At 63.8% G+C, this 25,089-nt stretch carries 23 protein-coding genes and 1 riboswitch; of the genes, 13 read left to right on the top strand and 10 right to left on the bottom strand.

What is annotated here, in order from left to right; all coding sequences use genetic code 11:
* Window positions 1-6 precede the first annotated feature (6 nt).
* On the top strand, window positions 7-1,065 hold the full coding sequence (locus ACVTFQ_RS22385) for a Gfo/Idh/MocA family protein (protein WP_113176713.1): 1,059 nt from the start codon (window positions 7-9) through the stop codon (window positions 1,063-1,065).
* Between the two features lie 106 nt (window positions 1,066-1,171).
* Window positions 1,172-2,137 carry a VOC family protein gene (locus tag ACVTFQ_RS22380; protein ID WP_112436235.1) on the top strand — a complete coding sequence of 322 codons (966 nt, stop codon included), beginning with the start codon at window positions 1,172-1,174 and terminating at the stop codon, window positions 2,135-2,137.
* 32 nt (window positions 2,138-2,169) lie between these two features.
* On the opposite strand, the gene ACVTFQ_RS22375 is transcribed toward ACVTFQ_RS22380, so the two are convergent.
* The 4 genes from ACVTFQ_RS22375 to ACVTFQ_RS22360 all read right to left on the bottom strand — a co-directional run bounded on the left by ACVTFQ_RS22375 (window position 2,170) and on the right by ACVTFQ_RS22360 (window position 7,173).
* On the bottom strand, window positions 2,170-2,733 hold the full coding sequence (locus ACVTFQ_RS22375) for a manganese efflux pump MntP (RefSeq protein ID WP_112436234.1): 564 nt from the start codon (window positions 2,731-2,733) through the stop codon (window positions 2,170-2,172).
* A gap of 77 nt (window positions 2,734-2,810) precedes the next feature.
* Window positions 2,811-2,907: riboswitch (yybP-ykoY riboswitch) on the bottom strand.
* Window positions 2,908-3,076: 169 nt separating this feature from the next.
* Entirely contained in the window at window positions 3,077-4,840 is a 1,764-nt protein-coding gene (locus tag ACVTFQ_RS22370) for an adenylate/guanylate cyclase domain-containing protein (RefSeq protein ID WP_113176712.1), read from the bottom strand.
* 141 nt (window positions 4,841-4,981) lie between these two features.
* Complete coding sequence (locus ACVTFQ_RS22365; RefSeq protein ID WP_112436232.1) at window positions 4,982-6,736, bottom strand: peptidoglycan D,D-transpeptidase FtsI family protein; 1,755 nt, start codon at window positions 6,734-6,736, stop codon at window positions 4,982-4,984.
* Window positions 6,737-6,855: 119 nt separating this feature from the next.
* On the bottom strand, window positions 6,856-7,173 hold the full coding sequence (locus ACVTFQ_RS22360) for a hypothetical protein (protein ID WP_162718117.1): 318 nt from the start codon (window positions 7,171-7,173) through the stop codon (window positions 6,856-6,858).
* A gap of 267 nt (window positions 7,174-7,440) precedes the next feature.
* Here ACVTFQ_RS22360 and ACVTFQ_RS22355 point away from each other — a divergent pair, with 267 nt between their 5' ends.
* Both ACVTFQ_RS22355 and ACVTFQ_RS22350 read left to right on the top strand, forming a co-directional pair.
* On the top strand, window positions 7,441-8,772 hold the full coding sequence (locus ACVTFQ_RS22355) for a sensor histidine kinase (RefSeq protein ID WP_162741403.1): 1,332 nt from the start codon (window positions 7,441-7,443) through the stop codon (window positions 8,770-8,772).
* The gene (locus ACVTFQ_RS22350; RefSeq protein WP_112436230.1) at window positions 8,769-9,443 is read left to right on the top strand and encodes a response regulator transcription factor; all 675 of its coding nucleotides are present in this window, start codon (window positions 8,769-8,771) and stop codon (window positions 9,441-9,443) included. The genes ACVTFQ_RS22355 and ACVTFQ_RS22350 overlap by 4 nt, the downstream gene beginning before the upstream one ends.
* Before the next feature lie 16 nt (window positions 9,444-9,459).
* Here ACVTFQ_RS22350 and ACVTFQ_RS22345 read toward each other — a convergent pair whose 3' ends face one another.
* Window positions 9,460-9,930: a hypothetical protein gene (locus tag ACVTFQ_RS22345; protein ID WP_112436229.1), complete on the bottom strand. Its 471-nt coding sequence runs from the start codon at window positions 9,928-9,930 to the stop codon at window positions 9,460-9,462.
* A 61-nt stretch (window positions 9,931-9,991) separates the two neighbouring features.
* On the bottom strand, window positions 9,992-10,348 hold the full coding sequence (locus ACVTFQ_RS22340) for a hypothetical protein (protein WP_113176710.1): 357 nt from the start codon (window positions 10,346-10,348) through the stop codon (window positions 9,992-9,994).
* Window positions 10,349-10,643: 295 nt separating this feature from the next.
* Between ACVTFQ_RS22340 and ACVTFQ_RS22335 the strand changes: the two genes are divergently transcribed.
* Entirely contained in the window at window positions 10,644-11,654 is a 1,011-nt protein-coding gene (locus ACVTFQ_RS22335) for an iron ABC transporter substrate-binding protein (protein ID WP_113176709.1), read from the top strand.
* Window positions 11,655-12,443: 789 nt separating this feature from the next.
* Here the strand turns inward: ACVTFQ_RS22335 and hutC are convergent.
* The gene (gene hutC, locus ACVTFQ_RS22330; RefSeq protein ID WP_113176708.1) at window positions 12,444-13,163 is read right to left on the bottom strand and encodes a histidine utilization repressor; all 720 of its coding nucleotides are present in this window, start codon (window positions 13,161-13,163) and stop codon (window positions 12,444-12,446) included.
* 56 nt (window positions 13,164-13,219) lie between these two features.
* Window positions 13,220-14,581: a formimidoylglutamate deiminase gene (locus tag ACVTFQ_RS22325; RefSeq protein ID WP_113176707.1), complete on the bottom strand. Its 1,362-nt coding sequence runs from the start codon at window positions 14,579-14,581 to the stop codon at window positions 13,220-13,222.
* Window positions 14,582-14,703: 122 nt separating this feature from the next.
* Between ACVTFQ_RS22325 and hutI the strand changes: the two genes are divergently transcribed.
* From hutI to hutU, 4 genes are all read left to right on the top strand, one after another.
* Window positions 14,704-15,966: an imidazolonepropionase gene (hutI, locus tag ACVTFQ_RS22320; RefSeq protein WP_113201009.1), complete on the top strand. Its 1,263-nt coding sequence runs from the start codon at window positions 14,704-14,706 to the stop codon at window positions 15,964-15,966.
* Window positions 15,963-17,498 (top strand): histidine ammonia-lyase, encoded by a 1,536-nt coding sequence (gene hutH, locus ACVTFQ_RS22315; RefSeq protein ID WP_113176705.1) that lies wholly within the window; start codon window positions 15,963-15,965, stop codon window positions 17,496-17,498. Before hutI ends, hutH begins: the two co-directional genes overlap by 4 nt.
* Window positions 17,499-17,703: 205 nt before the next feature.
* The gene (gene hutG / locus ACVTFQ_RS22310) at window positions 17,704-18,504 is read left to right on the top strand and encodes an N-formylglutamate deformylase (protein WP_113176704.1); all 801 of its coding nucleotides are present in this window, start codon (window positions 17,704-17,706) and stop codon (window positions 18,502-18,504) included.
* Between the two features lie 57 nt (window positions 18,505-18,561).
* Window positions 18,562-20,250 (top strand): urocanate hydratase, encoded by a 1,689-nt coding sequence (gene hutU, locus ACVTFQ_RS22305; RefSeq protein ID WP_113176703.1) that lies wholly within the window; start codon window positions 18,562-18,564, stop codon window positions 20,248-20,250.
* Between the two features lie 107 nt (window positions 20,251-20,357).
* Here hutU and ACVTFQ_RS22300 read toward each other — a convergent pair whose 3' ends face one another.
* The gene (locus tag ACVTFQ_RS22300; protein ID WP_470424011.1) at window positions 20,358-20,567 is read right to left on the bottom strand and encodes a hypothetical protein; all 210 of its coding nucleotides are present in this window, start codon (window positions 20,565-20,567) and stop codon (window positions 20,358-20,360) included.
* Between the two features lie 63 nt (window positions 20,568-20,630).
* Here ACVTFQ_RS22300 and ACVTFQ_RS22295 point away from each other — a divergent pair, with 63 nt between their 5' ends.
* From ACVTFQ_RS22295 to ACVTFQ_RS22280, 4 genes are all read left to right on the top strand, one after another.
* Window positions 20,631-21,215, top strand: a complete 585-nt coding sequence (locus ACVTFQ_RS22295) for a HutD family protein (protein WP_113176702.1) — start codon at window positions 20,631-20,633, stop codon at window positions 21,213-21,215.
* A 177-nt stretch (window positions 21,216-21,392) separates the two neighbouring features.
* Complete coding sequence (tauA, locus tag ACVTFQ_RS22290) at window positions 21,393-22,406, top strand: taurine ABC transporter substrate-binding protein (protein ID WP_113176701.1); 1,014 nt, start codon at window positions 21,393-21,395, stop codon at window positions 22,404-22,406.
* A gap of 65 nt (window positions 22,407-22,471) precedes the next feature.
* Window positions 22,472-23,263 carry an ABC transporter ATP-binding protein gene (locus tag ACVTFQ_RS22285; protein ID WP_113176700.1) on the top strand — a complete coding sequence of 264 codons (792 nt, stop codon included), beginning with the start codon at window positions 22,472-22,474 and terminating at the stop codon, window positions 23,261-23,263.
* On the top strand, window positions 23,260-24,114 hold the full coding sequence (locus ACVTFQ_RS22280; protein WP_113176699.1) for an ABC transporter permease subunit: 855 nt from the start codon (window positions 23,260-23,262) through the stop codon (window positions 24,112-24,114). Before ACVTFQ_RS22285 ends, ACVTFQ_RS22280 begins: the two co-directional genes overlap by 4 nt.
* Window positions 24,115-24,168: 54 nt before the next feature.
* On the opposite strand, the gene ACVTFQ_RS22275 is transcribed toward ACVTFQ_RS22280, so the two are convergent.
* Window positions 24,169-25,089: an iron-siderophore ABC transporter substrate-binding protein gene (locus tag ACVTFQ_RS22275; RefSeq protein ID WP_162741335.1), complete on the bottom strand. Its 921-nt coding sequence runs from the start codon at window positions 25,087-25,089 to the stop codon at window positions 24,169-24,171.

Raw genomic sequence — 25,089 nt, 5'->3', positions numbered from 1 at the left:
AATGTCATGACAAATCAAAAACTCAAGGTCCTCGTGGTCGGCCTCGGCCAGATGGGCAAGAGCCACGCGCTCGCTTACCACGCGCATCCCGGCTTCGAGATCGTCGGTCTCGTCAACCGCTCGACGCCGACGCTGCCGGAGGAGCTCTCCGGCTATCCGCTGCGTAACGACTACGCCGCAGCGCTCGCCGAATTCTCGCCCGACGTCGTCTCCGTCGCCACGCACACCAACACCCATGCCGACATGGCGGTCGCAGCCCTGGAAAGCGGCGCTCACGTATTCGTCGAAAAGCCGCTGGCGGCCAATGTCGCGGATGCGGAACGCGTCGTCGCCGCGGCCAAGGCCAATGGCCGCAAGCTCGTCATCGGCTACATCCTGCGCCATCATCCCTCGTGGATGCGCATGATCGCCGAATCGCGCGGCCTCGGCGGTCCCTACGTGTTCCGCATGAACCTCAATCAGCAATCGAGCGGTGCCGCCTGGGACATTCACCGCTCCATCATGCAGACCACCTCGCCGATCGTCGATTGTGGCGTGCATTACGTCGACGTCATGTGCCAGATCACCGATTCCAGGCCGGTCGAAGTGCGCGGCATGGGCGTCGGGCTGGCGCAGGGCCTCCCGAAGGGCATGTATAATTATGGTCACTTCCAGGTGCTGTTCGAGGATGGCAGCGTCGGCTGGTACGAGGCCGGCTGGGGTCCGATGATGTCGGAGACGGCCTTCTTCGTCAAAGACGTGATCTCGCCCAACGGCTCGGTCTCGATCGTCATGGACGAAGGCGCAAGCTCCGCCAGCCTGGACGCCCACACCAAGACGTCGCGCCTGCGCGTCCACCACGCGGGAACCGATGCAGCGGGGGCGTTCACCCGATCCGACGACTGGCTCGACATGCACGACGAGCCCGACCACCAGATGCTGTGCGACCGCGAGCAGGATTTCGTCTATCGCGCCATAACGGAAGATCTCGACCTCGCCCGCCATATGGACGACGCCGTCACCTCGCTGAAGATCTGCCTCGCGGCTGATGAAAGCGTGCGCACCGGCCAGGCCGTCAAGCTCTGACGCTTCGAAGACTGACGGCCGGCTCACATAGTTTTGACTTGATGAACCGGCCCGAAGGCCCGATGCGGTGGTGGGGAATAAACATGCCAGCCACCGGATCGTCTCAATGGTCATCAGCCGCCGCCATATGCTGCAACTTGCGGGCGTGAGCTCGCTCGCAGCCGCATTCAATCATGCCGTAAAGGCCGAAGCAGGCACGATGCCGGCGGCAGCCGCTTTGCCTTATGGCGTGACCACCGCCGCGCATATCAAGAGCGCGGCGCTCCGCGTCCGCGACCTGCCCGGCATGAGCCGCTACTACCAAGACACGCTGCGCCTCAAGGTGCTTGCCGAAAGCGCCGACGAGGTCATGCTCGGCGTGGAGAATGAACCGCTGCTCTACCTGACCAGCATACCCGACGCCGGCTTCGAGGATCCGACCTCGGCAGGCCTCTTCCACATCGCCTATCTGATGCCGACGCGGGTCGATCTCGCGCGCTGGCTGGTGCATGCCGCCGTCGCCAAGATCCCGCTCGACGGCTTCGCCGATCACAGCGTCAGCGAGGCAATCTACCTGACCGACCCTGAGGGCAATGGCATCGAAGTCTATTCCGACCGGCCGCGAGACCAGTGGCAATGGAAGGACGGCATCGTCACCATGGGCACGAAAGAGCTCGACATCGACGCGATCGCCGCGCTGACCGACATGTCGAAGGACACCTATGACGCGGCACCCGAAGGCTTGCGCATCGGCCACATCCATCTGCGCGTCGGCGATATCGACGAGGCGAACGGCTTCTATCGCGATCTGCTCTGCCTTGCCGCAACCAGCGCCGAGCGCGACAACGCCGCCTTCCTGTCAACAGGTGGCTATCACCATCACGTGGCGGTCAACACATGGCGCAGCGCCGGCGCCGGCGGCCGCGACAGCTCCAAGACCGGCCTCAGCTGGTTCGCGCTGACCGTCTCCGAACCCCTGCTCTACGAAAAGCAGATCAAGCGGTTCAACACGGCCGGCATCGGCGGCCATGTTCCCGGCGGTTATATCGCGATGGATCCCTGGGGAACCGAGGTCCGGCTGATCAAGGCCTGACCCGCGCCACTACGCGCGTTCGCCCTATCGCCTCAGCCGGCCATCAGGTGTTCGTAAAGAATGGTCGAGCCGAGAATGATCAGCGCGACACCGGCGACACCCTCGGCGTAGCGCCCAAAACGCTCGCCGATCAGGCGGCCGACCAGCATCCCGCCCGATGCCATCAGGAAAGTGGCGGCGCCGATCGCCACCGCGATGACAAGAATGTTGACCTCCAGGAAGGCCAGCGAAACGCCGACGGCCATGGCATCGAGGCTGGTCCCGATCGCCGTTGCGATCAGCATGGCAAAGGACATGCCTGGCTTCTTGTCTTCTTCCTGCTCACTGCTCATCGCAGCCCGGAGCATGTTGATGCCGACGGCGGCAAGCAGGCCGAAAGCGATCCAGTGGTCGACCGCCGTCACGAAACGGGCAGCGGCAACACCGGCCGCCCAGCCGATCAGCGGCGTAATCGCCTCGACGATGCCGAAAACGACGCCGGTGCGCAGCGTCTCGCTGAAGCGCGGGCGACCAAGGGCTGCGCCCCGGCCGACGGAGACGGCGAACGCGTCCATGGACATGCTGAAAGCCAGCACGATGATCGATAGCAATGACATGGTTGAACCCTTCAGGAGATTCGTAGCTGAGCCAATTCACCCTGTTTTGGCCAGGTGATGTCCGCCACGGTCTTGCCGAGCCGATCTCGTCGGCCGAACGCGCCACGTGCTCTCGCACGAGTATGTTGACGCGCTCCCGCCCTCAGGCGGTGGCTACTCCCCGATGCCGGCTGGGTAGGTGAACCGCCTCCTGGTGTCAACGGAAAACAAGAAAAGAAAACAGAAAAAATCACTACTTAACAATGACTTGCAAGTGCATCTTCCAGTTTTTAATGCAGCTGCGAAGCATTCGCAGAATGGGGGCGCTCATCTGCATCGTGGCGACAGCCGCGACAGCGTCGGCTCACTGCTCGGGCAGACCAGCCTTGCGCAATCCCTCGGCCATCTCATCCGCCCACCGCGGCACGGCTCGAAAGACCGGCCTGGTCAGATAGCGCTGGATCGTGAAATCCGGCTCTGCTGCAAGCAACTTCGCAGCCGCCCAGCGCGCCGTCTCCTCATCCCCCTGCATCGACGCCCAGGCCGTCATCATCCGGTAGGGCCAGGTCACATCGGGATGTCGGGTGACGACCTCCCGGGCGATCGACACCGCCTCGGAAAGAGAGCCGGCAAGTGCCAACGCCAGTGCGAAGCCCATCCGCATGTTGAAGGCAAGCGGATCGGCGGGACTGAGCGTCATCGCGCGCTCGAAGCGCTCCCTGGCGCGATCGGGCTCTCCCCTGTAGCTCGCGACCCAGCCAAATCTCGCCCACGCCGAGGAGTTATTCGGATCGAGCGACAGCGCCCTCTCCAGATAGACCGCCGCACGCGGCTGATCACCACAATGGCTGATTGCGCCGCCAACCGCGGTCAGGGCCGTCGGGTCATCGTCGATCGCGCGCGATGCGGCGTCGATCGCGGCAAGCGAGAGCGCGAGTTCCCGTTCCGGGTCGTCGGTCCAGATGTAGCCGAGGTTCTGGGCGTGGCACCATGCCAGAAATGCGTGCGCACGGCCGTAGGCGGGGTCGACCGCGATCGCATCCCGAAGAAGCGGAATGGCACGCGCAATGCCATCCTTGTTGTGGCCCCAGAGATAAGGACAGGCGCGCATGACGAGGTCGTAGGCACGCAGGCTGCTGGGTGGCTTGCGCTTCGCCAGCTCGATTTCGGCGCTGCGGATGGCCGGATGGATCGCGCCGGCGACTTGCGCCGCAATCCGGTCCTGGAACTCGAAGAGGTCCTTGGTCATGCCTTCATAGCGCTCCGACCAGAGCTGGGTCCGCCTTTCTGCATCGACCAGCTGGACGGAAATGCGCAACCGGTCCCCGCCCCGACGAACCGTGCCCTCGACAACGTAGGCGACCCCGAGCTCCCTGCCGACATCGCGGACATCGATGAACTTTCCCTTGTAGGTAAAGGCGGATTGGCGGGCGATGACGAAGAAGTCCCGGACACGCGACAGCGCCGCCGTGATCTCCTCCACCACCCCGTCCACGAAATATCCGTCGCTCGGGCCGCTGAGATTGTCGAAGGGCATGACGACAAGCGACGGCTGATCCTTGTCGAGGCGATTGGCGGACCAAGCCGAAGCCACGACCTGATCGTCGCTGGCCTCTTGCGACCAGTCCACGCGAAAGACCGAAATCGGCCTCGGTATATTCTTCAGGACACGCTCGCCGAGGCCGGCTAGCGCAAACGGCACCTTGCCGTCGAGATGCTCGCGAACGGAGCCGGAGATTGCGATGCCCGACGGGCCGGCTATTTCCTGTAGGCGCGCCGCGATATTGACGCCGTCGCCGAGCAGATCGTCGCCAGCAACCACCACGTCGCCGAGGTTGATCCCGATGCGGAATTCCAGGCGTCGGTCGGTCGGCAGGTCTTGGAAATGGCGGTGAAGCTGGCGCTGGATCTCAACCGCGCACCTTGTGGCTTGAACCGCGCTGGGAAACTCCGCGACCAGCCCATCGCCGGCGCTGCCGAAGATGCGTCCGCCGTGCTCGCCGACCAAGTCCGCGATATGCCCATGGCAAATATGGAGCGACTGGAGAGTGCGCTCCTCGTCAAGCGCGGCAAGACGGCTGAAGCCGACGACGTCGGTGCACAGGATGGCTGCAAGCTTTCGATCCATCGCGACGGCCGCTCCTGCAAGGACAAGATTGTTGCATGGACATGCGCGCATTCCCTGCAACAATCCTACATCCGCTCGCAGCCGAAATCCATCGCGGCGCCTTGGAGGCCGGCGGCGCCTCCCCGAGACATCCTCCTCCGCTCAGTAGTCCGCCAGCAGATACTCCGCATCCGGACTGCCGAAGCGCGGGGCGACGCCAAGCAGCGGCCCGGCGCGGCCAATGATGGACTTGATCATCGGGGCGGCCGTCGATGCCGCCGTCCGGCCGCCATGCTCACCCGTCTCCGGCGCATCGATGATCGTCAGCACGATGTATTTGGGCCGGTCCATCGGAAATGCGGCGACGAAGGCGTTGAAGTTCTTGTCGCTCGCATAGCGGCCATCGACCACCTTGTCCGCCGTGCCCGTTTTGCCGCCGATGTTGAAGCCCTCGACCTGGGCGCTGCGACCGGAGCCCTTGATGCCGTTCCAGGTATAGAGGTAGCGCATGTCCTGGCTCGTCTTGTCGCTGAGAACGAGCTTGGCGATATCGCCCGCCTGCTGGGAGCTGCGCGGCAGGAAGGTCGGGGGCAGAAGCTTGCCGCCGTTGATCAGCGAGGCGGCAGCCACGGCCGTCTGAAGCGGCGTTGTCGCGACACCGTGGCCGAAGGAGATCGTCACCGAGTTGATCTTCTTCCAGGTTCGTGGCTGCGTCGGCGTCGCAACGCCCGGCATTTCCGTCTCCATTTTGGAGAGCAGCCCGAGCTTGGTCAGGAACTCCCGATGCCGGTCGATGCCGACCATATCGGCGACGGCGGCGGTGCCGATATTCGAGGAATACTGGAAGACCTCGGGAATCGAGAGAACGCGATTCTTGCCCTTGAAGTCCTTGATGATGAAGCCGCCCATGCGGATCGGCCGCGTGGCGTCGACCATCGAGTTGAGGTTGATCTTGCCTTCGTCGAGACCCATCGCCAGCGTGAAGCTCTTGAAGGTCGAGCCCATCTCGAATGTCGCGTTGCTGATGCGGTTGAACCAGCCCTTCTCATATTCCTTGTCGACCTTGCCGTTCGCAAGCGTTCGCGATGGCTGGTTGGGATCGAAGTCGGGCACCGATGCCATCGCCAGGACTTCGCCGGTCTCGACGTCGAGAATGACGGCGCCGGCGGCTTCCGCCCGGTATTTGACCATGGCTTCGGCGGCGACCTCGCGCACGATGTTCTGCACGCGCAGATCGATGGAGAGCTTCACCGGCTCCAGCGGCATGTCGCTCGTCAGGCCTGCGGCGCGAAGGTCGAGCAGCCCCTGCTGATCGAGGTAGCGCTCCATTCCGGCCACACCGCGATTGTCGATATCGACATAGCCGAGAACGTGTGCCGCCGTGTTCCCGCCCGGATAGAACCGCTTCTTCTCCGGCCGGAAACCGACACCCGGGATGCCCAGTTCGAGAATCTGGCTCTGCTGACGCGGCGTGATCTGCCGGCGCAGCCATGCGAAGCGTGACGATTTCACCGAAAGCTTCGCATAGGTCCCCCGCCGATCGAGATCGGGGAAGATGGTGGCGAGCTTTTCCACCGCATCATCGACATCGACGATCTTGTTGGGCTCGGCAAACATCGAGACGGTGCGAACGTCGGTCGCCAGCAATTGCCCGTGCCGGTCGAGAATGTCGGGCCGCGAGGCCAGCAGCTTGTCCGATGGCAGGATGCCGGATGTCGCCTCGGGATCGCGAGCCCCGTATTCGACGAGCCGCGCGGCACTGGCCGTAAAGCCCATGACGAGCGCCAGCGCGACCAGAAGCACACGCGTCTTGCCCTGCCTGTAGAGATCGACCTTCTTTCGGCGCCCCCTGTTGAGCGCCGAGACGTTGAGATGGCCGCGGCGTTTCGCGAGGATGATTTTCGATACGAGGGTCATCGTGCGCGCGCTCCCGGTATCCGGGCAGATCGCGGCGAGGCAGGCAGGCTCTTGGGTGCGTCAGCGAGTAACAACATCGGGGCTCTCTCTCGAGCAGCCCTGATATCGTCAGGAGATCGTCAGGCTGCTCTGGCTAGTGAATCGGGACGGGAAAGAGCGCCGCCGACGATCGGCGGCCGATACATGGGATCGAGCGTCCGGCCTTCGAGATGGATCGGGAGATTGGGATGGTAGCTTACGTCGGCGAGTTCCCAGGCACTGGGCCAGGCATCGACCGTTAGCCGCCTTGTCCAGTGCTCGGCGTCATGGATATGGCTGATGTCGCGGCTGTCTGCGCCGGAAAGGGCGTCGCCTTCGGTAATGACCTCGGTCTGACAGGGTGCTGCGAAGGAAGCGCTCGGAAGGCAAAGCTGCGCACTGCCGATCGTGGTCAGCATGATCATCACAACAATGAGGATGCGCCGAATCATCTTCTACCGAGTAAGGCTTCGTTAACGCTAACCAGCCTAGCGCCAGAACCTTACCTAATTCTCAATATTCCAGACGACGCATACTCCGCTGTCCGCGCCTCCCCTTCACCGGCTTTCGTCCGTGCAGAACGGCCATTGGTCCTTCTTCTGCTCAGGCGGAAACATCGATATGCTAGCGTAATGAATGTCGTTTCGGTTACCCAACCCCGCAAGATATTGCGCCAAAGGCTTACTTTGGCGTTGCAATTCGGCATCGCCGGTGGCCTCGTGCTTGTGCTCGGCATGGCGCTCATCGGATTGTGGGTGACAAGCCGCATCGAGGGAGCGGCGGTGCGCAACGCCGCCAACGCCACCGCGCTCTATGTCGACAGCATCATCGCGCCGCTCACACAGGAACTCGCCTCGGCCACCTCGCTTGGCGAAGGCGCCAAGCTGGCGCTGACCGAAACATTGCAGCAGGGCGTGCTGCGCGACAGGCTCTTTTCGTTCAAGATCTGGCGGCCCGATGGGACCGTGCTTTTCAGCAGCGAGCCCAGCCTTGTCGGCAAGCACTTCTCGATGACCGAGGGGCTTGCCACGGCGCTTGCAGGTTCGGTTCATGCGGAATTCGACGACCTCAAGGGCGAGGAAAACCAGATCGAGCAGAAAAGCGACCAGCCGCTTCTGGAGATCTACAGCCCGATCCGCGAACCCTGGTCGGGCGATATCATCGGTGTCGCGGAGTTCTACGAGATCGCCAGCGACCTGCGCGCGGAACTCGCCGTTGCCAGGCTGCAGAGCTGGCTGGTCGTCGGCACGGTGACGGCCGGCATGCTTGCGCTGCTCTTCATCATCGTCGCCAGAGGCAGCCATCTGATCGATGTCCAGCGCCGCTCGCTCGACGCACAGGTGATCGAGCTGTCGCGGATGCTCGACCTCAACCGAGCGCTGCGAAAGCGCGCCGACAGGGCAAACCAGCGCACGGCGACGCTCAACGAGCGCTATCTCCGCCGCATCTCAGCCGAGTTGCATGACGGTCCGGCGCAGCTGCTCGGCTTTGCCGCGCTGAGGCTGGAGGCGATAGCCAAGGGCAAGGCGAAGGGCGACGACGAATCGCTCGTCAGCAGCTCGATCACCGAAGCCATCCAGGAGATCCGCGACATCTGCCGCGGCCTGACGCTGCCCGAACTCGAGACGCTCTCTGGCGACGATGTCGTTCGCCGCGCCATCCAGGCGCACGAGACGCGTTCGCGCACAAAGATCATCTCGAATGTCGGGCCGCTCGATATCCCCGCGCAGGCCGCCAAGATCTGCGCCTACCGCTTTATCCAGGAAGCGCTGAGCAACGCCACCCGGCATGCCGGCGCATCGAAAATATCGGTCACCGCGACTGAAGACGACCAGCATATCAGGATCGCGGTCGAAGATAACGGAACAGGCTTTGTCCGGTCGAGCGACGAAGACGGCCTTGGCCTTGCCGGCCTGGAGGAACGGCTCGCCGGGCTTGGCGGACGTCTCGACATCGCGTCCGACGCGAAGACCGGCACCCGCATATGCATGACACTACCGAGGAGGACGGCGGAATGACGTCAGAGATGCTCAGGGTCGCGATCGTCGACGATCACCCGATATTCCGCAACGGCCTCGCCCGCAGTCTCTCCGATGAGCCGGGTTTCGAGGTGGTTGGCGAAGGCGCCAGCGCCGCCGATGCCGTGGCGCTCTTTAGCCAGCAGCGGCCCGACGTGCTTCTGCTTGATCTCTCAATGCCCGGCGGCGGTCACCACGCGCTGAGCATGATCATGAAGGCGGATGCGGCCGCAACCGTCATCGTGCTCACGGCTTCGGAAGAAGACAGCGATCTGTTCGACGCGCTGAAGGAAGGGGCGAAAGGCTACATTCTGAAAGGGGTGAATGCATCCACGCTGGTGTCGGCGGTGCGCAATGTGGTGGCCGGCGAGAGCTATGTGTCGCCAAGCCTCGCAGCGCGCATCCTGACGGAAATGAAGGGTGATGCTGCCCAGCCCCAAGCCGCCCCGACGCGCAATCCACAAGAGGATGCCCTGGCCTCGCTGACGCCACGCGAGGAACAGATCCTCAGCCTGGTCGCCGATGGCAACAGCAACAAGGAAGTTGCACGCCAGCTCAACCTTCAGGAAAAGACGATCAAGCACAACATGACGCGCATCCTGCAAAAGCTGAAGGCGCGCAATCGCACGGAAGCCGCGATGTTCCTGCGCGACGCGCGATCGCGGTCCTGATCAGTCCGGGTTACGATTAGCGGAAACGGTCGATATCGGCTTTCTTGGCGTCGCGTCGGATAACGAGGCGGCCCTCGGGATCGAACAGCTCGTAGCGACCGTTCCGGATGCGCTCGCGCCAGCCACCGTCATAAGCCCGGTCCTCGCGTTGAGATATCGAGCCCGTGCGATCGTCTCCCCGTCCTTGCCGACCGCTTCCAGACCGGCCGCCGCCATCGTCGTCAGACGATCGCGATCCGGATGAGCCTGAGGAGCCCGAATGCCCGGAACCGGAGGATCCCGAGTGGTCGGAGCCAGACGAGCCCGAGCCGGACCCCGAGCCCGATCCGCTACCCCCCGAGCTGCCGCTACCGCTTCCGCCCGAGCTACCGCTTCCGCTCGACCCGCCGCCGCCGCTTCCCTTGTCCGCCCATGCGCAGACCGGACCCGCCACGACTGAAATCGTGCAGAGAATGACGGTACAGGCGATTTTCGGCCACGTGCTCACGATCGATCTCCTTGAGAACGGTCCCGGCCCTCAATGGGCCAGGACATGATTGACGTCGCGACTAACGGCGTCCGCCGTGATCGTCGCCACCACTACCGCCGTGGTGGTCTCCACCATGGTCGTCGCCGCCATGATGCTCGTGGCTCGCGCCATCATCGGAGCCGCGCCCACGAGAAGAGGAGGATGCCGACGAGAACGACGACGAACTGTGGCGGACATGGCCTGGACCGTCATCGAGCCCGCGGCCGTGGCGCTTGTGCTTGACGAGATCGTCGGCGCCCTGGCGCACGAGTGTTGCCAGCGGCGGCTTGGTCGCTGTCATGCCGGGATTCGGAGATAGTGGCCCGGCCCCGGCCGCGCCAAGCGCCAGCAGCAGCGATCCGGCGGTAACGCAAGTGTGAACGATGATCTTCTTCATGCGTGTGCTCCTTGGTTTTCCGACCGAAACGGTTCCCATCGGTTGATTACTCCAGGCCGGATGCTGCAATTCTCGACGATTGAGCGGCCATTCCTAGCGGCCCCGGCCCTCTACGCCGCCACTAGGGACTTTAGTCCCCATGGTCACGGACCAAGGCTCACGATAAGTGGAGTGCGTTGGAATAGTTTTAGCCGGCAGCGCTGGCCGAGACATTCAGACGCGTGAAAAGACCAATTCATAGCGACCGAAAACTTGAGCCCATGTGCGCTTGGTTTCGCTCCAATCGGGAGTTTACATGAAGAAATCCATCAGCCTGAAGCTGGCTTCCGCCGCAGCGCTTTTAGCCGCGACAGCCTTCGTAAACGGCGCGTTCGCGCAGGATGCCGAAGGCATCGTCGTGTACAACGCCCAGCACGAGGGCCTCGGCACGGAATGGGCCGAAGGCTTCACCAAGGAAACCGGCATCAAGGTCACCGTCCGCAAGGGCAGCGACATGCAGTTCGCCAACCAGATCGTCCAGGAAGGCGACGCTTCGCCGGCCGACGTATTCCTGACCGAAAACTCCCCGGCCATGGCGCTGGTCGCTTCCGCCGGCCTCTTCGCACCGGTCGACAAGGAAACGCTGGCCCAGGTTCCCGCCCAGTTCCACCCGGCTGACGGCACCTGGACGGGCATCGCCGCTCGCTCGACCGTTTTCGCCTACGACAAGACCAAGCTCACGGAAGACAAGCTGCCGAAGTCGATGCTCGATCTCGCCGATCCGGTCTGGAAGGGCCGTTGGGGCGCATCTCCCGGTGGCGCCGACTTCCAGGCGATCGTCGGCGCGCTGCTGCAGCTGAAGGGCGAGGAAGTGACCGCTTCCTGGCTGAAGGCCATGAAGGAAAACGCAACGCCTTATAAGGGCAACAGCGTTGCCATGAAGGCCGTCAATGCCGGCGAAGTCGAAGGCGCCGTGATCTACCACTACTACTGGTTCGGCGATCAGGCCAAGACCGGCGAAAACAGCAAGAACGTCAACCTCCACTACTTCAAGAACGAAGATCCGGGCGCTTTCCTCAGCGTTTCCGGCGGTGGCGTGCTGAAGTCCAGCAAGCATCCGAAGGAAGCCCAGGCCCTGCTGAAGTGGATCACCTCCAAGGCTGGCCAGGACGTTCTGAAGAACGGCGACTCGTTCGAATACGCGGTTGCCGGCGATTCCAACGCCAAGCTGGTCCCGATCGCCGACCTGAAGGCACCGAAGGTCGAAGCCTCCAAGCTCGACAACAAGAAGGTCGTCGAACTGATGACCGCAGCCGGCCTGCTCTAAGGTTTTTGAGCCTTCCAAGGCTTTCGAGCCGCGCGTCGAAAGGCGCGCGGCTTTTTCGTTTCTGCGGGCGACGTATGTTCGTCAAATCAACAGCTTACACGAATCTGCTGCTTCAATTTTCCCCATTCGAAAAACCTCGGCCTAGAATAACGCCGTCCCGTCATCGGATACACCGGCAGGCGTGCCGGCGAGGCGGGATCGGCGCGGAGCGTGAGGGTAGGACGCAAAACCTCATGACCCGGGTTCGCAGAAAATGGTCTCCCTCCGGTGACGGCGGGTCCTGTCGCAAGATGGGCCCGAGTTGAGCCCGGACGTGCCTGTGAGGCACACATGGTCTCCAGGGGAAGCGCAAGCTTCTCCCCCGGCGAAGTTGGGCGAGAAGGCAGAGAGATCGAAGTCGCGGACAAAAACCGCCGAACGGGGCGCTGGGAAGCGCCATATCTTTACTTACTCAATCGAGGTGATTTCCAGCGCCCCCGTCCGAGTGAAGTTTGGAATGGTGGAGACACGGGCTTTCGGGCGGCGTGGGGTTTTGGTGTGTCGGCGGGATGAGATGTGGTGATCGAGAGGTTTTGCCGTGGAATACCCCCCTCTGCCCTGCCGGGCATCTCCCCCAACAAGGGGGGAGATTGGCTGGGCGCGGCCACTCGCTCTAGGCTCATTGTTTGGGTGGGGAGGAAGCCACTTGCCGATCTCCCCCCTTGTGGGGGAGATGTCCGGCAGGACAGAGGGGGGGTAACCCACGGCAAAACGCCCAACCAGATCGTCAAACGACGCCCCACCGAGCGCTCACGACGCCGGCGTAAACCGCGCCACCAACGCGTGCTTGTCACCAGGATAGGTAAACCGCACATGCGTGACCGGGCCAACATTGCTCCAGGTGCGACGCTCGACCACGAGGCAGGCGGTATTCCGGGGAATATCGAGCAACACCGCAGCCTCACTTCCGGCTGCGACCGCGTGGATCCGGTGCTCGGCGCTCGACCATGGGATCTGGCTGATCAGCCAGCTACCCGGCGGAACCGTCGAGAAGTCGGCGTCCTCCGCCTCGGGCACGGTGGCGAGGCTGATCAGGCGTTCCTCGAGGCAGAAAGGACGTCCGCCGGCATGGTGGATGCAGACCACCTCGACGACCGAGGAGCCCGCCTCCACTTCAAGCCGCCTGTTATCGTCGGCATCCGCCTTGCGCCTGGCTCGCCTGGCAACCGAAAACGAATAGGCGAGGTTCAGCGATTTCACCTCGGCGGCGATGTCATGGATTTCGAGAACCGCCGATTGCGCCTGCGGCTGGGTGACGAAGCTGCCGGACTTCTTGCGACGCTCGATCAGGCCCGCCTTGGCGAGCTGGGTCAGCGCCTTGTTCACCGTCATCCGCGAGCAGTCGTATTCCTTGGTGAGCTCGAGCTCGAACGGAATGCGGTGACCCGGCGGCCACTCGCCCGAGACGATGCGGCCTTCGATGTCGTTCACGATCCGCTGATGCAAGGTGATATCCCTGCCCTGATCCATCGTCACGCTCCGCTTTTCTCTCGGTCTACCGGCAATGCCCGAGTCGGGAAAGGCCGTCAGGCCGCCAGCAATTCGCTCATTGCCTTGAGGAAGCGCCGATTGATCGCCTCGCGGCCGATATGCCGGCCACCCTCGACCCTCTTCTCGCCCAACGCCCAGACGCTGTCGACCGTAACGCCGCCGGCAAACATCCAGTGGTCGAGCAGGTGATCGCCGGCGAGATAGGGAACGGCCGATGTATCGAGCGCGACGATATCGGCGTGATGCCCGACCGCCAGCCCGCCAGGCGCCTTCAGCGCCGTACCGCCGCCCGTGATCGCATGGTCGAAGAGGCTGCGCGCCGTCGAGCCGCCGGATGCGGCGATGACGTTGCGGGCCCTTAGCGCCAGGCGTTGCGAATATTCGAGCTGTCGCAATTCACCGGGCAGCGAGATCAGCACGTTGGAATCGGAGCCGACGCCGTAGCGCCCGCCCTCTTCCAGAAACAGCGGCGCCGGGAAGGTGCCGTCGCCGAGATTGGCCTCGGTGATCGGGCAGAGACCGGCGATCGCGCCACGCCGCGCCATCTCGCGGGTTTCGCTGTCGGTCATGTGTGTGGCGTGGATCAGGCACCAGCGGTCATTCACTGGCGCATTGTCGAGCAGCCACTCGACCGGCCGGGCGCCGGACCATGCGATGCAATCCTCGACTTCCTTCACCTGCTCGGCGACATGGATATGCACAGGCCCCTCACCCGCCATCGGCACCACCTTGATGAGCTCTTCCGGCGTCGCCGCCCGCAGGCTGTGTGGCGCAAGCCCGAGTTCGGCGCCGGCAAGCCGCGACGTCACCGTCCGGCAGCCGTCCATCAGCGCCGCGAAGCTGTCGAGCGAATTGATGAACCGGCGCTGGCCCTCGATCGGCTCGGCGCCGCCGAAGCCGGAATGGGCGTAGAAGACCGGCAGCAAGGTCAGCCCGATTCCAGCCGTGGCACTCGCGGCACCAATCCGCTCAGCCAGTTCCGCGATGTTGGCATAAGGCCGCCCGTCCTGGTCATGGTGCAGATAGTGGAACTCGCCGACGCGGGAGAAGCCGGCCTCCAGCATCTCCATATAGAGCTGCGCGGCTACGGCCTCGACATGTTCAGGCGTCATCGACAGGGCGAACTTGTACATGACGGTGCGCCAGCTCCAGAAGCTGTCGTTGGCGGGGCCCCTCACCTCGGCGAGACCCGCCATGGCGCGCTGGAAAGCATGGCTGTGAAGGTTCCCCATGGCCGGAACGAGCGTATGATGGCGTTCGTCGGCAGGTTCTGGCTCAACCGCTGTCTCGATGCGCGATATGCGTCCGCCCGCGAGCGTCAGCCGGACATTCTCCCGCCAGCCCTCCGGCAGAAGTGCTGCGCGTGCGTGGAGTGTCGTCGCAACGGTTTGTGCCATGACCGATTTCTCTCCTTCTGGCGGAAGCGTCTCTTTCTTTTCCAGAGATACGCCCAAATTTTCCCTTGTCACCTGTTTATTATGTATATACATGTTGAGGCATAAGGAAAGGCGCAAAGCTGATGAACGGGAACAATTTTTCAGACGAGCAGGCCCCGGGAGAGGTTCGCCCGCACCTGTGGCGCAACGCCCGCCTGGCAACGCTCGATCCAATCAAGGCCGGCCTCGGCGTCATCGAAAAGGGTGCTGTTGTCGTCGAATCCGGCCGCATCACCTATGTCGGCCCGGAAAGCGAATTGCCGGTTCTGGCGATCGAGCGCGCCGAGATCACCGATCTCGAAGGCCGCTGGGTGACCCCAGGCCTCGTCGATTGCCACACCCACATCGTCTATGGCGGCAACCGCGCCCGTGAGTTCGAAATGCGCCTTGAGGGCGCCACCTATGAGGAAGTCGCCCGCGCCGGCGGCGGCATCGTCTCCTCGGTCAAGGCCACCAACGCGCTCTCCGTCGACGGCCTCGTCGCCGCCTCGCTTCCGCGTCTCGACACGCTGCTGTCGGAGGGGATGACGACGATCGAGATCAAGTCCGGCTATGGGCTCAACATCGAAGCCGAGCTGAAGATGCTGCGCGCCGCCCGTGCGCTGGGCACTATTCGCCCGGTCCGCGTCGTCACCTCCTATCTCGGCGCCCATGCCACGCCGGTCGAGTACAAGGGCCGCAACGGCGATTACATCACCGATGTCGTGCTGCCCGGCCTTGAGCAGGCGCATGCCGAAGGTCTGGTCGATGCCGTCGACGGTTTCTGCGAAGGCATCGCCTTCTCCGTCGAAGAGATGCGCCGCGTTTTCGATCGCGCCCAGCAGCTCGGCCTCCCGGTCAAGCTCCATGCCGAGCAGCTCTCCAACCTCGGCGGCGCCCGCTTCGCGGCCTCCTATCTGGCGCTCTCGGCCGACCATCTCGAATATCTCACCGCCGATGATGCCGTCGTCATGGCTGCGGCCGGAACCGTCGCCGTGCTCCTGCCGGGCGCCTTCTACGCCATCAACGAAAAGCAGAAGCCGCCGGTCAAGGCACTGCGCGAGGCCGGCGCCCATATCGCCATCGCCACCGATTGCAACCCCGGCACCTCGCCGCTGACCTCGCTGCTCTTGACCATGAACATGTCGGCCACCCTGTTCGGCCTCACCGTCGAGGAATGCATCGCCGGCGTCACCCGGGAAGGTGCTCGCGCCCTCGGGCTCATCGACGAAACCGGTACGCTCGAAGCCGGCAAGTCGGCGGATTTCGCGATCTGGGATGTCGAGAGCCTCGCCGAGCTCGTCTACCGCATCGGCTTCAACCCGCTTCATGCACACGTCTTCAAGGGCGAAAGGATCGACCGTTGACCATCACTCTTCATCCCGGCTCCGTATCGCTCAAGCATCTGGAAACGATCTACTGGACCGGCGAGCCAGCCGTGCTCGACCGCTCCTTCGACGCCGGCATCAACAAGGCCGCCGCCCGCATCGCCGAGATCGCCGCCGGCAATGCGCCCGTCTACGGCATCAACACCGGCTTCGGTAAGCTCGCCTCGATCAAGATCGACAGCGCCGATGTCGCAACGCTGCAGCGCAATCTCATCCTGTCGCATTGCTGCGGCGTCGGCGCGCCGTTGCCTGAAAACATCGTCCGCCTGATCATGGCCCTGAAGCTAGTCTCGCTCGGCCGCGGCGCCTCCGGCGTGCGGCTGGAGCTGGTGCGGCTGATCGAAGGCATGCTGGAAAAGGGCGTCATCCCCGTCATTCCGGAAAAGGGCTCCGTCGGCGCCTCCGGCGACCTCGCACCGCTGGCGCATATGGCCGCCGTGATGATGGGTGAGGCCGAAGCCTTCTATCAGGGCGAGCGCCTGACCGGGGCCGCCGCGCTCGACAAGGCTGGTCTCACGCCCGTCGTGCTGGCCGCCAAGGAAGGCCTGGCGCTGATCAACGGCACGCAGACCTCGACCGCTCTGGCGCTCGCCGGCCTCTTCCGCGCCCACCGCGCTGCTCAAGCCGCCCTGATCACCGGCGCGATGTCGACCGACGCCGCCATGGGCTCGTCCGCTCCGTTCCATCCCGATATCCACACGCTGCGCGGCCACAAGGGCCAGATCGACACCGCCGCCGCGCTGCGCGCCCTCCTCGACAACTCGGTCATCCGCCAGAGCCATATCGAGGGCGACGAGCGCGTCCAGGACCCCTACTGCATCCGCTGCCAGCCACAGGTCGATGGCGCCTGCCTGGATCTCCTGCGTTCGGTCGCCAAAACGCTTGAGATCGAAGCCAATGCGGTCACCGACAACCCGCTGGTCCTCTCCGACAATTCCGTCGTCTCCGGCGGCAATTTCCACGCCGAGCCGGTGGCCTTCGCCGCCGACCAGATCGCCATCGCGGTCTGCGAGATCGGCGCCATCGCCCAGCGGCGCATCGCGCTGCTTGTCGATCCGGCCCTCTCCTATGGTCTGCCCGCCTTCCTCGCCAAGAAGCCCGGCCTCAACTCCGGCCTGATGATCGCGGAAGTGACCTCGGCGGCGCTGATGTCGGAAAACAAGCAGATGTCGCATCCGGCCTCGGTCGACTCGACCCCGACCTCGGCCAACCAGGAAGACCACGTCTCCATGGCCTGCCACGGCGCCCGCCGCCTGCTGCAGATGACCGACAACCTGCTTTCGATCATCGGCATCGAGGCGCTGACGGCAGCCCAGGGCGTCGAATTCCGCGCCCCGCTCGCAACCAGCCCGGAACTTTCGAGCGCCATCGCCGCGATCCGCACGGTCGTGCCGACGCTGGAGGTCGACCGCTACATGGCGGGTGATCTGCAGGCGGCGAGCGATCTGGTGGCCTCGGGTGGGCTGAATGCGGCGGTGTCGTCTGGCATTCTGCCTGGGTTGGAGGGGTGATGGTGATGTCGGCACTCGTGGCACCCTCCTCTGCCCTGCCGGGCATCTCCCTCACAGGTGGGGAGATTGGCTGGGCGCTCCCGCTCGCTTTACCCTCGTTGTTTGGCACAAACCTTAGCCGCAAGTCGATCTCCCCCCTTGTGGGGGAGATGTCCGGCAGGACAGAGGGGGGTAACCCACCCGCAACCCGTGGAGCATTCAACCAATGACCACCCACGAAACCCGCCAGGGCACATCCCCCATCATCCTCGGCTTCCCGCACACCGGCACCGAAGTGCCGCCAGCGATCTGGGACCGCCTGAACGACAACGGCAAGCTGCTCGCCGACACCGACTGGCACATCCACAATCTCTATGACGGCCTCATCGATGGCGTCACCACCGTCCGCGCCACCTTCCACCGCTACGTCATCGACGCCAACCGCGATCCATCCGGCACCAGCCTCTATCCCGGCCAGAACACCACCGGCTTGGTGCCTGAAACGGACTTCGACGGCCTGTCGATCTGGAAGGATGGCGCCGCACCCGACGAAGCCGATATCACTGAACGCCTGCGCGATTTCCACGCGCCTTATCACGCGGCTCTTGCGGCCGAGATCGAGCGGGTGAAGGCGATCCACGGCGTCGCCATCCTCTACGACTGCCACTCGATCCGCTCGCACATCCCCTTCCTCTTCGAAGGCAAGCTGCCGGATTTCAATATCGGCACCGATCTGGGCAAGACCTGCGACCGTGCGATCGAACAGGCGGTTGTCAACGCGACCGCCTCGGCCACCGGTTACGACAGCATCCTCAATGGCCGCTTCAAGGGCGGCTGGACAACGCGGCATTACGGACGGCCGGAGACCGGCGTGCATGCGATCCAGATGGAGCTCGCGCAATCCACGCATCTTCAGACCGAAAAGCCGCCCTTTGCCTACGACACCGCCAAGGCCGACCGCCTGCGCGTGCATCTGAAAGACATCCTGGAGCGCATCGCCGCGATCGCGCCCAACCTCAAGAAGTAAGCCTCAAGAAATAAGCCTGAAACAACAAGCCATCCAACCCGGATAAGGGGAACCGCAATGACCAGCAATCCACGCCACAACATTCGCGATGTCAGAAGCCCTGTTGGCCCCGAGCTCAACGCCAAGAGCTGGATGACCGAAGCGCCTCTGCGCATGCTGATGAACAATCTCGACCCCGACGTCGCGGAGAACCCGCACGAGCTGGTGGTCTATGGCGGCATCGGCCGCGCTGCCCGCACCTGGGCGGATTTCGACCAGATCGTCGCGACGCTGAAGACGCTGACGGAAGAAGAGACGCTGCTGGTCCAATCCGGCAAGCCGGTCGGCGTGTTCCGCACCCACAAGGATGCGCCGCGCGTCTTGATCGCCAATTCCAACCTCGTGCCGCATTGGGCGACCTGGGACCATTTCAACGAGCTGGATAAGAAGGGTCTCGCCATGTACGGCCAGATGACCGCCGGCTCGTGGATCTATATCGGCACCCAGGGCATCGTTCAGGGCACCTACGAGACCTTCGTCGAAGCCGGCCGCCAGCACTATAATGGCGACCTCAAGGGCAAGTGGATCCTGACGGGTGGTCTCGGCGGCATGGGCGGCGCGCAGCCGCTGGCGGCCGTCATGGCCGGCGCCTGCTGCCTCGCGGTCGAAAGCGACGAGACCCGCATCGACTTCCGCCTGCGCACCCGCTATGTCGACGCCAAGGCGAAGTCGCTCGATGAAGCGCTTGCCATGATCGCCGAATGGACGGCGAAGGGTGAAGCCAAGTCGGTCGGCCTGCTCGGCAACGCCGCCGAAATCTTCCCGGAACTCGTAGCCCGCATGAAATCAGGCGGCCCGCGTCCCGATATCGTCACCGACCAGACCTCGGCGCATGATCCGCTCAATGGGTATCTCCCGATCGGCTGGACCGTTGCCGAGCACAAGGCCAAGCGCGAGAGTGACCCAAAGGCCGTCGAGGCCGCCGCCCGCGCCTCGATGAAGAAGCACGTCGAAGCCATGGTCGCCTTCTGGGATGCCGGCGTGCCGACGCTAGACTACGGCAACAACATCCGCCAGGTTGCCAAGGACGAAGGCCTTGAAAACGCCTTTGCCTTCCCGGGCTTCGTGCCGGCCTATATCCGCCCGCTGTTTTGCCGCGGCATCGGCCCGTTCCGCTGGGCGGCTCTCTCGGGCGATCCTGAGGATATCTACAAGACCGACGCCAAGGTGAAGGAGCTGCTGCCCGACAACAAGCACCTGCACAACTGGCTCGACATGGCCCGCGAGCGCATCTCCTTCCAGGGTCTGCCGGCGCGTATCTGCTGGGTCGGCCTTGGCGATCGCCACCGCCTGGCGCTGGCCTTCAACGAGATGGTCAAGATCGGCGAACTCTCGGCCCCCGTCGTCATCGGCCGCGATCACCTCGATAGCGGCTCGGTCGCCTCGCCGAACCGCGAGACGGAAGCGATGAAGGACGGCTCGGACGCCGTGTCCGACTGGCCGCTCCTCAACGCGCTCCTCAACACCGCATCCGGCGCCACCTGGGTCTCGCTGCACCACGGCGGCGGCGTCGGCATGGGCTTCAGCCAGCATTCGGGCGTGGTCATCTGCGCCGATGGCTCCGATGATGCGGCCAAGCGCCTGGAACGCGTGCTCTGGAACGACCCGGCCACCGGCGTCATGCGCCACGCCGACGCCGGCTACGACATCGCGCTGGATTGCGCCAAGGAGAAGGGCTTGCGGCTGCCGGGGATTTTGGGGAACTGATAGAGCGAGACGCCGGGCCTCAGAACGGTATGAGGCCCGGATATTGAAGGATGGTCTGGTCGACTGTTACGAGAGGCTGCAATCAACCTCCCCTCAAACATCCCCACTCATTCCTTGTCTGTTACGATCGGCTTGATTGGGTCTTCAGGAGGAAAAAGGTCACCGCCATAGAACATCTCTTCGATTTCCTCGGCCATCATCGTGTCGAAATCATCCGGCGTGGTGAACATGCCTTTCATGAAACCAATGCGGCGCTTCTTGGGCGCCGTTTCCGGTTGATCGATCGGGGCGTCCTTTGCCATGTTGACGATGTCCATCACTCGCCTCCAAGGCCCTGAGTGTCCTCCACTCCCCGCCCATTTGCAACCTCCGGAGATCCCATGCCCCGCGCCACAATCCTCACCGCCAGCAGCTATCGCCGCATGCCGTGGAAGAACGGTGGCGGGGAGACGGTGGAGATTGCGATTTCGCCGGAGGGAGCCGCACTTTCGGAGTTCGACTGGCGCATCAGCATGGCGACGGTCGCGACCGATGGGCCGTTCTCGATCTTTCCCGGCATCGACAGGACCTTGTCGATCCTTGACGGCGAAGGGATGTCGCTTGCGATCGACGACCGCGCGCCACTGCTGTTGACGCAGGAGAGTGCCCCGCTCGCCTTCCCCGCCGACGTCGAGGTGTCGGCAACGCTCAAATCCGGGCCGATCACCGATCTCAACGTCATGACGCGCCGCGGTGGCCTGTGGCACCGGGTCGAGCGCGTCGCCATCGATGGCGAGGTCACATTCGGCGGCGCGGCCGGCACGCTGCTGGTGTTCTGCCATCGCGGCACGCTCGATCTCACCTGGACGGACGGCCAGGCGTCGCTTACCGAAGGCGACACGTTGCTGCTGCAGGACGCGGCAGGCATCTCGCTCGAGATGGATGGCCAGGCGCTCTGCTACCTCATCACCATGGATGCCGCCTGACGCGGCAACGACCGACAAGCCGCAATCGTCTGCCCGGCAAATCAGACGCAAAACAATATTGTCGCTATAGTCTATAAAATAGATAGTTTTATCTGTGTGCCGCTCATGGGCCGCCGTAGTGTTTTTCCGTCGAAACAAGTTGAGCCGACGCGCAAGCGCGGCATTCGGGGGCGAAAGATGAATATCAAGGGCATTATCGCAGGACTTACACTTGGCGTGGCCGCCGTGGCAGCACCGTTGCTCGCGCAGGCAGCCGACAAGAAGGTCGTCGTTGCCTACCAGACGGATGCGCTGCCGTCGTCGGTTGCGATCGCCAATGGCGAGTTCGCCAAGGCGACGGGCTACGACATCGACTTCCGCAAGTTCAATTCCGGCGCCGAAATCTTCGCGGCGATCGCCTCGGGCGACGTGCAGGTCGGCTATGTCGGCTCGAGCCCGTTCGCGGCCGCCACCTCGCGCGGCCTCGCCGTCAAGGCCTTCTACCTCTCCTCGATCTCGGGCATCGACGAGGCGCTTGTCGTCCGCGACGGTTCGGGCATCAACTCGCTCAAAGACCTGAAGGGCAAGAAGCTCGCTGCAGCGCCTGTTTCCACCGACCACTACCAGCTGCTGGCGCTGATCAAGTCGCTCGGGCTCAGCGAGAAGGACGTGCAGGTCTTCGCGATCCCGCAGCCCGAGATCGTCGCCAGCTACAACCGCGGCGATATCGATGGCGGCCTCGTCTGGGATCCGGCGCTGACGGAACTGAAGAAGAAGGGCAAGGTGCTGGTCACCTCCAAGGACGTCGCCGACAAGGGCGCTCCGACCTTCTCGGCCTGGGTCGCGGCCTCGAAATTCGCCGATGAAAACCCTGCTTTCCTGAAGAGCTTCGCCGGCGTCATCAACAGCTACTACGCCTCCTTCGCCAAGGACAAGAAGGCTTGGGAAGCCGATAGCGAGAACGCAAAGCTGCTCGCCAAGGCGCTCGGAGGCACGCCCGAACAGCAGGCGGCGGCGCTGAAGAACCTGACGCTCCTGACGCCCGACGTCCAGGCATCCGAAGCATGGCTCGGCGGCGGCGAAAAGGCTGGTGCTGCCAAGATCCTCAAGGATACCGCCACCTTCCTGAAGGAGCAGGGCAAGGTCAGCGAAGTGCTGCCGAGCTACGCCGCCTTCGTGACCGCGGATGCGCTGACCAATCCGAGCAACTAAGCCGTTTCCGGCAGAAACGCTGGCGCCACACCGCGCCAGCGTCCTCATTTTCAAAGAGACCTGACATGCTCAAAGTCGATCACGCGAGCGTCTATTTCCAGACACGAGACGGCCGGACGGTCCATGCGATCGACCGCGTCTCGCTCGCCATTCCCGAAAACAGCTTCGTGGTCGCGCTCGGCGCGTCCGGCTGCGGCAAGTCCACCCTGCTCAATGCCATCGCCGGCTTCCTGCCGCTGTCCGAAGGCGCGATCACGCTGGACGGGCGGCCCGTTACATCACCGGGTGCCGATCGCGGCGTCGTGTTCCAGAAGGACACGCTGCTCCCGTGGAAGACGGTGATCGACAATGTCGCCCTCGGCCTGAAATTCGCCGGCGTGCCGAAAGGCGCCCGCCGCGAGCGCGCCGAGCGGCTGTTGCACCTGGTCGGCCTCAAGGATTTCGCCGCCGCCTTCCCCTATGAGCTCTCCGGCGGCATGCGCCAGCGCGTCGGCATCGCCAGGGCGCTCGCCACCGAACCCGCCGTGCTTCTGATGGACGAGCCTTTCGGCGCGCTCGACAGCCTCACCCGCGAACAGATGCAGGAGCTGCTGGTCTCGATCTGGAAAGAGACGCATACGCGCATCTTCTTCATCACCCACTCGATTGAGGAAGCGCTGTTTCTCGGCACGCAGGTCGTGGTGATGTCGCCGCGCCCGGGCCGCGTCGTTGCCCGCTTCGATCTCGACTTCGTCCGCCGCTTCGCCGAGACCGGCGATGCCAGGGCGGTGAAGACATCGCCGGATTTCGCCAATCTGCGCGAGGAAATCCGCGACATCCTGCATGGATCGGAAGAGCTGAGGAGTGCCGCTGAATGAGCGATTTCACCGAAACCGGCCGCGTCGTCATCGGCTCTCCCGCCGCCGAACCGAAGCTCGTGAAAATGAAAGGCTTCGGCGCCGGCGAAAAGCCGACCGTGCTGATCAGCATCGCTACCGCGCTGGTGCTTCTCACGGCATGGTGGCTCGTCGCCAAGCTGGCGCTGGTGCCGCATCTGTTCCTGCCGACGCCGCAGGAGGTGTGGACGCAGGTGGGGGCGATCTACAATGACGGCTATGCCGGCGCCTCGCTCTACGAGCACGTCTCCGCAAGCCTCTTCCGCATCGTCACCGCCGCCGCCATCGCTACCGCCGTCGGCATTCCCTTGGGCTTGCTGATGGGGCTGAACCGCTGGGTCAAGGGTGTGCTCGATACGCCCATCGAATTCTACTGGCCGCTGCCGCCGCTTGCCTATCTGCCGCTGATGATCATATGGCTCGGCATCGGCGAGACCTCGAAGGTGACGCTCTTGGTGCTCGCCATGTTCGCGCCGATCTGCCTTTCGGCGCAGGCCGGCGTCCGCTCGCTGCCGATCGAGCGGGTCAATGCCGCCCGGTCGCTTGGCGCCCGGCCCTGGCAGATCCTCGTCGGCATCGTGCTCCCCTCGGCGCTGCCGGAGATCCTGACGGGGCTTAGGATCGCGCTCGGCATCGGCTGGGGCACGCTGGTGGCCGCCGAGCTGATCGCCTCGACGCGAGGGATCGGCTACATGATCATGTCGGCGTCGCAGTTTCTCGCCACCGACGTGGTCTTCGTCGGCATCGGCATCATCGCCGCCTGCGCCTTCTCCTTCAGCGCCGCCATCCGCATCCTCGAAGCCGTGCTCGTGCCGTGGAAGGGCAAGAGCTAAAAAAGCGTCCCCGTGGCGATGCAGGTTGCACCATCGCCACAGGGATGGGCCTGGCTATGCCTTGAACTTGGCTTCCAGCACGTCGAGCATGTTGAAGGCCGTCAGGACGTTGCCGAACAGGTAGTCCGCGGACGGGAGCTCCATCTTGTCGCCCTTCAGGTTGGCGAAGGTCGGCAGCGCCTTGAGTTTCTCGCTCATGGCGCCCGGCCCCTTGGCACCCTCGTCCTCCAAGAGCAGGATGAAATCGGCCTCCAGGAGGTCAAGCCGTTCGAGGCTGATATTAATGAAGCCGTCATTGCTGGTGATCTGCTGCTGCGGCGGGGCGCGGAAGCCGACATCCTTCAGCACGCTCCAGGTGAAAGAGGTGTCCTGCAGCATGTAGCGCACGAGATTGGTGCGAACGCGAGCGATCGTCGCCGTTCCGATATTGCCGCTGATCGCGCTGCGAACCTGTCCGACGCGCTCATCGTATTTCGCCAGCAACTCGCTCGCCTGCGCCTCACGCCCCGTGGCACCCGCAATCGTCGTCAGCGTCTTGCGCCAGTCCTTGGGCTGCACATCAATGAGCACGGTGGGGGCGATCTGGGTATAGCGCTCGTACATTCCCTGCAGATCGGGAATATCGTCGTTGCTCATCAAGATGAGATCGGGCTCGAGCGTCAGTACGGTCTCGAAATTGGGTTCCCCCGACGATCCGATATAGCCTATATCGGCCGGCAGACGCTCGGCGACGCCCTTTGCGAAACCGCCAGTGAAGTTCGGCCGGGATGCGCCGACCGGGATAATTCCGAGCGCGACGGTCGGCTGCAGCACGTCGTCACCATCCGATACGACCACGCGCTTCGGCGACTTCGGCACTTGCACGGGGCCAAACATCCCATCCACGGTGATCGTATCCTCCTCAGCGAGCAAGGGGCTGGACGCCAGGAGCAGCGATGCGGCAATGATCTCACGTCGTGTGAGTCGCAGCGACAA

It is taken from the genome of Rhizobium sp. O111 (assembly GCF_055616315.1).
Note: the sequence above shows the minus strand (reverse complement) of the source record. Positions and strands in the feature narration are given on the sequence as shown.